6 protein-coding genes are annotated in these 9,770 nt (G+C 69.7%); 3 read left to right on the top strand and 3 right to left on the bottom strand.

Features of this window, described 5'->3' with window-relative positions; translation table 11 throughout:
- Window positions 1-129: 129 nt before the first annotated feature.
- Genes ACRDPS_RS21295 through ACRDPS_RS21305 form a run of 3 tightly spaced genes read right to left on the bottom strand, consistent with a single transcriptional unit; the run spans window position 130 to window position 4,571 of the window.
- Complete coding sequence (locus ACRDPS_RS21295; protein WP_431503664.1) at window positions 130-1,254, bottom strand: alkaline phosphatase family protein; 1,125 nt, start codon at window positions 1,252-1,254, stop codon at window positions 130-132.
- Window positions 1,251-1,835 (bottom strand): DUF5998 family protein, encoded by a 585-nt coding sequence (locus ACRDPS_RS21300; RefSeq protein ID WP_431503665.1) that lies wholly within the window; start codon window positions 1,833-1,835, stop codon window positions 1,251-1,253. The genes ACRDPS_RS21295 and ACRDPS_RS21300 overlap by 4 nt, the downstream gene beginning before the upstream one ends.
- A gap of 33 nt (window positions 1,836-1,868) precedes the next feature.
- Window positions 1,869-4,571, bottom strand: coding sequence for a GNAT family N-acetyltransferase (locus tag ACRDPS_RS21305; protein ID WP_431503666.1), 2,703 nt, complete (start codon window positions 4,569-4,571; stop codon window positions 1,869-1,871).
- 135 nt (window positions 4,572-4,706) lie between these two features.
- Between ACRDPS_RS21305 and ACRDPS_RS21310 the strand changes: the two genes are divergently transcribed.
- The 3 genes from ACRDPS_RS21310 to ACRDPS_RS21320 form a co-directional block, all read left to right on the top strand.
- Window positions 4,707-6,299: an Hsp70 family protein gene (locus ACRDPS_RS21310; protein ID WP_431503667.1), complete on the top strand. Its 1,593-nt coding sequence runs from the start codon at window positions 4,707-4,709 to the stop codon at window positions 6,297-6,299.
- 137 nt (window positions 6,300-6,436) lie between these two features.
- The gene (locus ACRDPS_RS21315) at window positions 6,437-7,591 is read left to right on the top strand and encodes a tetratricopeptide repeat protein (protein ID WP_431503668.1); all 1,155 of its coding nucleotides are present in this window, start codon (window positions 6,437-6,439) and stop codon (window positions 7,589-7,591) included.
- Window positions 7,591-9,770 (top strand): FtsK/SpoIIIE domain-containing protein (locus ACRDPS_RS21320; RefSeq protein WP_431503669.1); only part of this gene is annotated, 2,180 nt, incomplete at its 3' end. The genes ACRDPS_RS21315 and ACRDPS_RS21320, both read left to right, overlap by 1 nt.

Here is a 9,770-nt window from a genome sequence, read left to right on the forward strand (position 1 = left end):
GATCCGGCCGCGCCTGCCGCGGGTCGCGTGATTGTGGTTGGTCTGCAGCGCGAGGGTCGACTTCCCCGCGTCCATCGTCCCGGTCCAGAAGGTCAGCTCAGCCACGCGGGAATCCTAGGGCCTAGCGCGTCAGGAGATGAGTAGCGGGATCAGCATCTCGTCTGGTGTCAGCGAACCGTGCAGCCCCACCAGAGTCGTCTCGTACTGGAACAGGCTCGTCGAGACGACCGCGTGCTCGCCGTGCGAGGCGACGATGACGTCGCCCAGGCGTGGCAGCACCGAGGGGGTGACCGGGCCGAACCAGCCGCGCCGGATGGCCATCTCCCGGGTCATCACGTCGGCCTTGTCCCCCAGCGTCTCCGACCAGGACGCGACCACGTCGTCGACCGCACCGCGGGAGCAGTAGAGGTGCCGGAAACGGGCTTCGCCGCCGACCAGCGCGACGCCGTGCCCGAGCTCGGGGAAGTCGTCGATGTCGGTGCGCGACGAGGCCGGCGAGTCGATCATGCCGTGGTCGGCGAGCACCAGCAGGCGGACCGAGGGGTCCAGGGCGTCACGCAACTGCTCGGCCTCGGCGTCGATCATGGAGAGCTGCTGCAACCAGGGCAGGGAGGCGACGCCGTACCTGTGACCGGTCCAGTCCAGGTCGCCGTCGTAGAGGTAGGTCAGCGACCCCGGCACCCGCGAGAGCGCGACCGCCGACGCGATCCGCTCGCCCACCCGGTCGGCGCCGACGAACTCGGCGCCACGATGGGCGGCCACGGTCAGCCCCGAGGTGCCGAAGGCCCGCTTGTTGATCACCGTGACCGGCACACCGGCCTCACCCAACCGCTGGAAGACCGTCTGGTTCGGCTGCCACTCGACCGGATCCACGTCCTTGCGCCACTGCAGCGCGTTGAGCAGGTGCTCGGTGCCGGGGATGCGGGAGGTGTAGCCGACCAGCCCGTGCCCGCCCGGCGACAGTCCGGTGCCGAAGGAGGTCAGGCTCGTCGCCGTCGTCGACGGCACCCCGGCCGTACCCGGCATCTGGTCCTCGGCCAGGGAGGCCAGGAACGGCGCTGCGTGTGCGTAGCGGCGCAGCAGGTTGGTGCCCATGCCGTCGACGAGAAAGACGACGTACGCCGCGGCCGACGGCAGCTCGAGGCCGGGTCGCGCCTCAGACGTGCCCAACGGGACATCCATCGCGGCAGCGACCGCCGGCAGGACATCACCCAGTGAACGCTCCCCGTAGGCGGGGGCGACGAACCCGGTCACCGACGGTGGGTGCGAGCCGAGAGCGATTCCGCGAAGGCGAGCATCCGGCCGACCGAGTCGTGGCCGTCTGCGGCGGCCGAGACACGCAGCGAGAAGTCGTCAGGAGTGAGCACACCGGTGTAGCCGTGGTCGGCGTCGCAGTTGGGGTCCGTGCAGCCGGCGGGCTCGAGATCGACGCGATTGACGCCGCCCCAGCCGATCGTCATGACCGCCTCGGCGGCCTTGCTCGGGCCGCTGGTCGGGTTGGCGATCATCCGGGTCACCACGACGGAGGCGACCGAGTCGATGCGTACGGCCTCGGTCGAGGTCGAGGTGTAGGGCTCGGGCAGCAGGTCGTCGCCCGCGTGCTCGTCGGTGTGGGCCAGGATCAGCCGCGACGGGGTCAGCACCAGCACGGAGAGGTGGCGGCGCACCTCGTCACGGTCGAAGGTCGGCTCGTGGTGCAGGAAGAAGGAGACCACCTTCTCCCCCGCCACAGCGGAGGCGAGGCAGTCGGCCACCACCTCGGGGTAGTAGCCGGTGCGGTCGATCTCGGCGCGCAGCTCGTCAGCGCGATCGAGATCCTCGGTGCGGGTGCTCATGACACCCATACTTCCACGGGGCGCCATGAGCGCCTAGCCAGGAAGGGTGTCGCCCACTGCCGGGTTGAGGCGGCGTACGAACCAGTCGGAGCGCGGATCGGCGACCAGGTCGACCCGTGCGCCGGCGGTGAGGACGGCGGAGGCGTCGAGCCCGAGGAGGACCAGGGAGAGGTCGAGGGAGGAGATCTGGGGCAGGTCGTTCTGCAGCTGGGCGACCTTGAGGACGAGCCGCTCGATCTCGTCGACGTCGACCATGTCGCCGCCGCGGTAGCCGAAGAGCATCGGCGCCGCCTTGATCTCACGCACCATCGAGGCCGCGTCGCGCTGGGACAGCGGCGGGATCCGGTAGGCCCGGTCGGCCAGCAGCTCGGTGATCGGGCCGGCGATGCCGAAGGAGACCACGGGCCCGAACAGCGGGTCCTCCATCGAACGGATCGCGACGGGGATGCCCGGCGGGGCGGTGCGCTGCACGGCGAAGCCGCCGGTCTCGGGCGGGATCCGCTCGGTGATCTGCTCCCAGGCCTCGGTCATCTCGTCGACGTCGTCGATGTTGCGTACGACGTGGGCCTGGTCGGGCCGCTCCCGGACGCTCTCGACGGTCGCCTTGAGCACGACGCCCCAGCCGAGGTCCTCGGCGGCGGAGACCGCCTCCTCGAGGGTGTTGACGCGGTGGGTGTTCCACAGCTTGATCCCGTACGCGGCCAGCACCATGGTCAGGTCCTCGCGGCTCAGGTCTCCGCCCGTGGGGCGCGCGGCGAGCACGTCGGTGACGATCTTGCGAGCGGTCCGCGGGTCGCAGTCCTCGTCGGCGAGCCACGGGGTGTCGCCGTCGGCGGTGCGCAGCCAGACGGCGTACTCCACGACCTTGGCCAGAGCGCGTACGGCGGACTCGACCGAGGAGTAGGACGGCACCGAGCCGCGGCCGGCCGTCGACCCGGCGACGTCGGGCACGCGGAGCAGCTCGGGCACACCTTCAGCACCCAGGAACGAGGTGACCAGCGGCTTGTCGGACTGCTCCCCCACCGCGGCGAGCACGTTCGCGATCTCCTCGCCGGAGACGTTGAGCGGCGGGATGTAGACCGAGATCACCGCATCGACCTCGGGGTCGTCGATGGCCGCGTCGAGCGCATCCTCGAAGTCCTCCGCGCTCGGCTCGGTCGGCAGCGGCACCTGCTTGTTGACCTGGAGTCCCACCGACACCGCGGCGTCGGCGGCGAGCAGGCCCAGGGCGTCGGAGTTGCCGACGATGGCGACCCGTCGCCCGCGCGGGAGAGGCTGGTGGGCGAGGAGCTGGGCGACGTCGAACATCTCGTCGAGGGTGTCGACCTGGACGATCCCGGCCTGGCGGAACATCGCGTCGACCGCCGCCGGCGGGGCGCTGATCTTGCGGACGGCGTGTCCCATCGGCACACCCTGGGTCGTACGTCCCGAGCGGACCGCCACGATCGGCTTGCGCATGGAGACGCGGCGGGCGATGCGGGAGAACTTTCGCGGGTTACCGATCGACTCGAGGTACATCATCACGACCTCGGTCGAGGCGTCCTCCTCCCAGTACTGGAGGAGGTCGTTGCCCGAGACATCGGCACGGTTTCCGGCGCTGACGAAGGTGGATAGGCCCAGGCCTCGGTTGTTGACCTTCTCCAGGATCGCGGAGCCGAGCGCACCGGACTGGCAGAAGAACCCGGCGCGGCCGCGCGGCGGCATGGTCGGGGCGAGGCTGGCGTTGATCTTGACCTGCGGGTCGGTGTTGATCACGCCGAGCGCGTTGGGTCCGATCAGCCGCAGCCCGTAGGAGCGGGACAGGTTCACCAGCCGGCGCTGCCGCTGGCGGCCCTCCTCGCCGGTCTCGGCGAAGCCGCTGGAGATGACCACGAGCCCGTGCACACCCTTGGCCGCGCAGTCGAGCACGACGTCCTGCACGGCGTCGGCGGGCACCGCGACGATCGCCACGTCGACGTCGTCGGGGATGTCCTGGACGCTGTTGTAGGCCGGCATGCCACTGACCGCGGTGGAGCTGGGGTTGACCATGTAGACCCGGCCGGTGAAGTCGCCGATCACCAGGTTGCGTACGAGCGCCTGTCCGATGGTCTCCTGCCGGCGGCTGGCGCCGATGACCGCCACCGAGCGGGGGTTGAAGAAGCGGTTGATGGAGGCCGCCTCGGCCTCGTGCTCGCGCAGAGCGAGCCGGCCGACCGCGGTGTCGGTGACGTCGATCCCGAACTGCAGCGAGATGACCCCGTCCTCATAGACGCTGGCCACCTTGTAGCCGGCGTCGCGGAAGGTCTGGATCATTCGTGCGTTGTCGGGGAGCACGTCGGCGGTGAACTTGGTGAGCCCGCGCTCGCGCCCGGCCTGGGACAGGTGCTCGAGCAGGATCTGCGCGATCCCCCGGCCCTGGTAGTCGTCCTCGACGAGGAAGGCGACCTCGGCCTCCCCCTGCCGCACCACGTCATAGCGCCCGACCGCGATCATCCGGCCCCGCAGGGTCAGGATGAACGCGACCCGGTCCTTGTGGTCGACCTCGGTGAAGCGCGCGACATCCCTCGCCGACAGGTGCGGCATCGGGGAGAAGAAGCGGTAGTACTTCGACTCGTCACTGACCCGGTGGTCGTAGAAGTCGACCAGCAGGTCCTTGTCCGCCGACCGGATCGGCCTGATGTGCGCCGTCCTGCCGTCGCGCAGCAGCACGTCCGCCTCCCAGTGGGAGGGGTACGGAGGGGTCTGCTGCGCGGTCACGAGAGAAATCTAGCGGTTCGCCCCAGTTCGACGCTCAACTGCTCGCTCCCTCGGTGCGTGACTTCCCACCTCGGGGCGGCCAGACTGTCAACTCGTCAGACGACGCATACGTGGGCCAGGCTCGGGGAGGACCGGATGGGGCAGGTTGTAGGGATCGATCTCGGGACGACGTACTCAGCAGTCGCGGTGCTGCGTTCGGACGGTACGCCGGAGATCCTGCTCAACGCCGACGGCGACCCGATCACGCCCTCGGTGGTCCTGTTCCAGGACTTCGGCGACGGCGACGAGCCGCTGGTCGGGACGATGGCGAGGTCCAGCGCGGGGACCTCGCCAGAGGATGTGGTCCAGTTCGTGAAGCGCTACATGGGTGATCCGCACTGGCGCTTCGACTCCGCTTCCGGCACTAGCTACACCGCCGAGGAGGTCTCCGCGATCATCCTCAAGCGGCTGCGCCAAGACGCCGAGCTGGCGTTGGGTGAGCCGGTGACCGACGCGGTGATCACCGTCCCTGCCTACTTCGACGACGCCCGCCGCACCGCGACGAAGCATGCCGGGCGGATCGCCGGCCTCAATGTGCTGCGGGTGCTCAACGAGCCGACCGCGGCGGCGCTCTCCTATGGCCTGGACCGGCAGACGAGCGGCACGGTGCTGGTCTATGACCTGGGCGGCGGCACCTTCGATGTGACGCTGATGCGGATCAACGGCACCGAGTTCGATGTGGTCGCGACCGATGGTGACCGCAACCTCGGTGGATTCGACTTCGACAACGCGCTGATGGAGCACGTCGCTGCCGAGCTCGCCGGGCAGGGCGCGGGCAATGTGCTCGACGACCTCGACGCGATCGCCGCGCTGCGCGAACGCACCGAGATGGCGAAGCGGTCGCTCACGACGGTCGCCAAGACGAACGTGCAGGTCACGATCGGCGGACGGCCCTATCGGGTCGCGGTCACCCGCAAGGACTTCGAGACCGCCTGCCGGTCCCTGCTCAACCGCACCCAGGAGCTGGTCGAGGACGTGCTCGACGCCGGCAGCACCAGCTGGAAGCAGGTCGACCATGTCGTCCTGATCGGCGGCTCGACCAGGATGCCGATGATCCGGGAGATGGTCGAGAAGCTCTCCGGCAAGAAGGCCGAGAGCGGGGTGAACCCGGACGAGGCCGTCGCCCTGGGTGCTGCGATCCAGGCCGCGATGGAGGTCGCAGCCGGCAACACCGGCGGCTCACCCGATCCGGCCCCCGCCCAGTCCGACGCCGAGCCTGCGGCGCCGGGAACCAGCGTGGAGTCGTGGGCCGGCCGGGACGTACGCGTCTCCGACATCACCTCCCAGGCGCTGGGAGTCATCGTGGTCGACGAGGACGATCAGACCAGGGAGATCAACCTTGTCGTGATCCCCCGCAACACCAAGGTCCCCGCCGACCACAGCACCGTGGTCTCCACCCTCTACGACAGCCAGACCCACCTCGACGTACGCGTCACCCAGGGCGACGACGCGGACCCCGCCTTCGTGGTCGAGGTCGGCAAGAGCACTCTGTCGATCCCGGCCTACCCCAAAGGCTCCCCGGTACGGATCACCTACCGCTACGACATCGACCAGACCATCGAGGTCGACGTCATCGACCTGGTCACCAGCACCCCCCTCGGCTCCTTCGAGGTCGACCGCGTCGCGAACCTCACCGAAGCCCAGGTCCAGGAGGCCGAGTCCAGGATGCGGGCCATCACCGTCAGCTGACACCGGTGGTCGAGCCTGTCGAGACCACCGGTCCGCTTCGAACATGCCACGTCGGCCAATGTGCGTGACGGGGTGGCCTACGGCACGGTTAACTGGCCGCGTACCAATTCGGTCAATGGACAGGTAGGACCTCGGGGATGGCGGCTGTCGACTATTACGAACTGCTGGGCATCGACCCGTCGGCAGACCCGGACCAGATCCGGGCGGCGATCCGTAAGACCAGGGGTCGCTACCGTCAGCAGGCCGGGTCGCCGAACCTGGAGCAGCGCTCGAACGCGGAGCGGATGATCGCGCTGATCGGGGAGGCCGAAAAGGCGCTCACCGATCCCACCGCCCGGCAGGGCTACGACGCCGCCCGGTCCGCGGAGCCGGAGCAACCGCCCACGCCCGAGCCGCGCCCGAAGCCTGAGTCGACCCGACCAACGGCCGGCAACGACGGCGTCGAGTGGATCGAGACGGCTCGTGCCAACCTGGCCGATGGTGCGCTGCGCAATGCGAGCGCTGCGGCGATGGAGGCCACCAGGGTGGCCCCGGACAACATCGAGGGCTGGCTTGTCAGGTCCGCGGTCGCGCTCGCCTCGCAGGACTTCCGCGACGCCGAGTTCGCCGCGACCGAGGCCAATCGGCGCGCTCCGTCCGAGCCGAAGGTGGTCGGCAACCTCGCCGAGGTCTATCTGGCCGAGGACAGGTACGCCGAGGCCGAGAAGACCTTCGAGCGGGTCTCCATCCTGGAGCCCGGTGAACCCTACTGGCGGATCCGGGCCGCCTGGGCAGCTATCGAGCAGGGGCGCAACGAGGACGCGCTGCACACCGCACGAGAGCTGGCTGCCGAGCACCCCAACAAGCAGGACGTACGCGACGGGCTGGCCCTTCTTCTGCTCCGCGACGGCGAGGACGCGATGACCGTGACCCAAGACGGTGGCACCTACCTCACGGCCAAGCACCAGATCGACCACATCGAGAGCCGAGTCGCCGAGGTCGAGAGCCTCGGGCCGTTGTCCAACCGAGTCACCAGGTTCCTCGACCAGGCCAAGGCAAACGCGGCAGCGGCCAAGAAGCGGCGCTTCCTGATGCCCAGCGGCAAGGCGGTCGGGTGGCTGCTGCTGTGGCTCCTGCTCGGCGCCTGGGTGATCTGGTTCGTCCTCTCCGGGGTTCTCGGCGACACCCTCGGTCTGTTCACCGGTCTCGCGGCCAACGCCGGCATCGGCTACGTGTTCTTCACCCACGTCTTCCCGCACCAGTGGAAGCTCAACGCGCGAGTCGTCGGCCCCTACGCGCCAGCAGGACGCTGATGAGCGAGGAGATCAACCTGGCCGACGCTGCCGCCCGCGTCGCCCGCGCCGCCGAGGATCTCAAGCAGGCCCACGCTGCCGCGCTCGGCGCGCTCAACCGCGACCTCGAGCGGGCCAACGCCGAGCAGCAGAACGCGTACGCCGAAGCCAAGACCCGCCTCGCCCGCGAGACCGCGATCGCGCAGACCAAGGCCGGCAACACGGTCATGGCGGCCTACTACAACGCTCGCGACCAGGCCGCCGCTGCGGCCCGGCCGAGCGGCGAGGGCGCGCTGGCCGTGGCGGACACCGTCGATCTCGGGCTGCTCACCGTCGACACCGCCGGCACCCATGTCCACTCCCGCGTCGAGGTCCCGCTGGTCCTGCCTCTGTTGGGTGGGGGCAACATCGTGCTCACCGGTCCCGATGAGCCGGCGACAGCGGTCACCCGTGGCATCACCGTCGAGGCCCTGCGGAACACCGCACCGGGCGAGCTCGCCCTGGTCGCGTACGACCCGCGCCTGGCCAACCCGCTGGCACCGTTCACCCAGCTCGGCGACGTGGCCGACGACCTGATCCGTACCGGTCACTCCGCCCGCGACCTCGATGACATCATCGAGACTCTCACCGGCGACGTCGCCCGGGTCGGCAGCATCCTGCAGGGGCACGCAGGCGGACTGCTCGAGCACCGCACCGAGGTCGGCATGCCGATCGAGCGCTACACCCTGGTCAGCCTGCACAACTATCCCGAAGGCGTTACCGAGGCTCAGCACCGGCGGCTGCTGACCCTGGCCAAGGTCGCGCCACGCCACGGCATCGCGTTCGTCGTCCACACGGACCCGATCGCGGAGCTTCCGGAGTGGTACGACCCCGCCGAGGTCACCGTCCTCGGCGAAGAGCTGCACATCACCGAGACCGGGGCAGTCACCTGGACGCGTCACGCGTCGCTCGCGGTCGGCATCCCCGACACGACCACCGCTGAGGCGACCGCGGCCACCAGCGAGGTGGTGACCGAGGCCGAGAAGCTGGCCCTCCCGATCGTCCCCTTCGCCGACGTCGAGCCGACCTCGACCTGGACGACGTCGAGCCGTGACGGGATCACCTTCGCCATCGGCCGCGCCGGCCCACGTACGGTCGAGGTCACCTTCGGTGACGAACGCGAGCAGCGCCACAACGCGCTCATCACCGGCGCCGTCGGGCAGGGAAAGTCCAACCTGCTCAAGGTCATCATCTACTCGCTGTGCGCCCGCTACTCGCCCGATGAGCTCTCGCTGCTGCTGCTCGACTTCAAGGAGGGGGTCACCCTCTACCCGATGGCGCCAACGCCGGGCTCGCCACAGTTCCTGCCGCAGGCGAAGGTGCTGGGCATCGAGGCCGATCGCGACTTCGGTCTCTCGGTGCTGACCTGGCTGGAAGCAGAGTTCGTACGCCGCGCCCGACTCTTCAAGCCGTTCGGTGACAACATCGCCCGCTATCGCACCGCCAACCCCGAGGCGGTCATGCCCAGGATCGTGCTCGTCATCGACGAGTTCCACCTCCTCCTGGCCGACGCCGACGACCGGGTCGGCACCCAGGCCGCGAAGGTGCTCGAGCAGATCGTGCGTCGTGGCCGCTCCTACGGCATCCACGTCATCCTCGCCTCCCAGTCGATCTCCGGGATCAGCACTCTGGTGACCGCGGCCCAGGGGGTCTTCTCCCAGTTCCCGATCCGGATCGGGCTGAAGAACTCGCCGGCCGAGGCGATGGCCACCTTCGGTCAGAACAACGATGCCGCCGCCCGGCTGCGTTATCGCGGCGAGGCCGTCCTCAACCTCGACTACGGGACCCCCGAGGCCAACCACACGCTCATGGTCGCCGCCGCCGACGACACCGGGCTCGCCGCGCTCCGCGACACCTGGTTCGGCCGCGCACCCGGGATCACTCCCCCGACAGTCTTCGACGGCAGCCGCCCGGCCCACCTCATCGACGACCTCGCCACCCTCCGAGGTCTTCGTGGCGACGTCGTCGCGAGCCGCCCGCCGCGGGCCCTCCTCGGCCGGCCGATCTCGGTCAAGCAGGACCCCGTGACGTACGCCTTCGACCCCTCCCCCGGCCGCAACCTCGCCATCATCGGTGCCGGCACCCCCTCCGACGACTACGGCGCCGCCGAGGACAACTCCGCCCTCGGCATCCTCCAGGCCGCCGGCCTCTCCCTCGCCGC

Source organism: Nocardioides sp. (assembly GCF_050699375.1).
Lineage (GTDB): Bacteria > Actinomycetota > Actinomycetes > Propionibacteriales > Nocardioidaceae > Nocardioides.